Genomic DNA, 2,261 nt, shown 5'->3' on the forward strand with positions numbered 1-2,261 from the left:
CCGGCCTCCTGCCCGACGACCCTCATGTCCCTCTCGACCAGATCCCGGTAGACCGATTCCGGGTCCTGAAGACGGGGTCGCAGACGGCAAGCACACCACTGACGGTCGTCCCGTCGTCGTGCGCCGGCATAGAAATCCTCCACTGAGATCGAGGGGTCTGTACAACGAACGGTGTAACTCCTGATCAAGGAGCGATGCCGTGACAGAGTCAACGACAGCCGTGGATACTCCCGCGGTGGCGAAGAAGGATCCCGACGGCGGGGTGGACGCCGAGCTGGTGGCCCGGCTGGTTGAGCAGGCCCGCGCAGCGGGCCTGCAGCTGACCGGCGAAGGCGGTCTGCTGCAGCAGCTGACCAAACGCGTGGTGGAGGCCGCGCTGGACGGCGAGATCAGCGATCACCTCGGCTATGACAAGGGCGATCCGGCCGGTAAGAACGGCCAGAACTCGCGAAACGGCGCCCGGGCCAAGACGGTGTTGACCGAGGTCGGACCGGTCGAGATCACCGTGCCCCGCGACCGTGATGGCAGCTTCGAGCCGCAGATCGTCAAGAAACGCCAACGCCGGCTCACTGGCGTCGAGGACATGGTCATCTCACTGTCGGCCAAGGGCTTGACCACCGGGGAGATCCAGGCCCATCTGGCCGAGGTTTACGGCGCTGAGGTGTCACGCCAGACGATCTCCACCATCACCGACAAGGTCCTCGACGCGATGGCCGAGTGGCAGAACCGGCCTCTCGACAGCGTCTACCCGGTGATCTTCTTGGACGCGGTCCACGTGAAGATCCGCGACGGCAAAGTCGCCACCGGCCCATCTACGTCGCCCTGGCGGTCACCGTCGACGGCACCCGCGACATCCTCGGGCTCTGGGCCGGCGACGGCGGTGAAGGCGCCACGTTCTGGCTCAGCGTGCTCACCGAGCTGAAGAACCGCGGTGTCGAGGACGCCTGCATGGTTGTCTGCGACGGGCTGAAAGGCTTACCCGACGCGATCGGGCAAACCTGGCCGTTGGCGATAGTCCAGACCTGTGTGATCCACCTGCTGCGCAACTCGTTCCGCTACGCCGGCCGGCAGCATTACGACGCGATCGCCAAAGCGTTGCGGCCGGTCTACACCGCACCGACCGAGGCCGCGGCCAAAGCCCGGTTCGACGAGTTCCCCGCAGGCCTGGGGTGAGAAGTATCCGGCGATCATCAGGCTCTGGCACAACGCCTGGGCCGAGTTCGTGCCGTTCCTGGGCTTCGACGTCGAGATCCGCAAAATCGTCTGCTCGACCAACGCCATCGAAAGTGTCAACGCCCGGATCCGCCGGGCCGTCCGCGCCCGCGGGCACTTCCCGAACGAGCAAGCCGCACTGAAATGTGTCTACCTGGCGATCATGAGTCTCGACCCGACCGGCACCGGCCGCCGCCGGTGGGCGATCCGCTGGAAACCCGCCCTCAACGCCTTCGAGATGACCTTCGAAGGCCGCCTCACGGCGGCCCGCAAGTAGCCCTCACACCCGCAGTTAAACCGTTCGTTTGACAGTCCCAGATCGAGCTTCCGGCGCCAGCGGAACGTGCCGGGCATAGTTCAGCTGAGACCTCTATCGGCGCGACTCCGCAGAACGAGACGGACGCTGGTTCGGATCGGAACAGGCTGGCCGAGCCTGTCCGGGCGAGAATTTCGCGGCCATGACGTCACCGATGCCGTGCAGCTCGATCAGTGTCGTTCCGCTGGGCGTGACGGCAGCGCTGAGCGTGGCGGTCGAGCCGGCGTGGCTCAGCCAGCAGTTCGCGGCCAGTCGCCGCAAGATGCGGGCCGACAAGGCGCGCGGCTGGACGGTGCGCAACGCGGCGGCCGCTGCCTCGGCGGTCAGCTTGCGGGGGCAAGCCGAATGGGACGAGCTGGCTCAGGACTTTGCAGGCGGTTGACCGTCTGAGTGCCGGTGCGGACCAGGTCGTCGCGGTGTTCGGTCACAGCCCGCAGCGCGGCCCGGGCTTCGTCGGCGGAGAGGGCCTTCGATCGCCCACCTCGCGGGCCACGATCTATCACCACCCGATCAACAAGTTGGAGACCTCCCTGGTGCCCACGGCTTGGCACAGAGAGGTGCCGTTCGTTGTACAGACCTCCGGAACGTCAGCCGACGACGTCGATTCGGGCGCACGTGGACGGTACGACGGTCAACGGCGTCTGAGGCGACTGCGGGCCGGTCTTGAGCACGCGGAATCGGTCCACGGGGATCTTGCTGAGGAAGATGTAGGGGTCGTCGGGCAGGAGGCCGT

At 66.4% G+C, this 2,261-nt stretch carries 1 protein-coding gene and 1 pseudogene; both read left to right on the top strand.

Translation table 11 applies throughout. From position 1 onward, the window contains the following. The first annotated feature begins 262 nt into the window (after positions 1 to 262). Positions 263 to 1,489: pseudogene (locus ACWEOZ_RS44210) on the top strand (IS256 family transposase). A gap of 181 nt (positions 1,490 to 1,670) precedes the next feature. After that, complete coding sequence (locus tag ACWEOZ_RS44215) at positions 1,671 to 1,910, top strand: hypothetical protein (protein ID WP_451916658.1); 240 nt, start codon at positions 1,671 to 1,673, stop codon at positions 1,908 to 1,910. Positions 1,911 to 2,261: the final 351 nt, after the last annotated feature.

The sequence above is a fragment of the Actinoplanes sp. NPDC004185 genome (assembly GCF_053603475.1).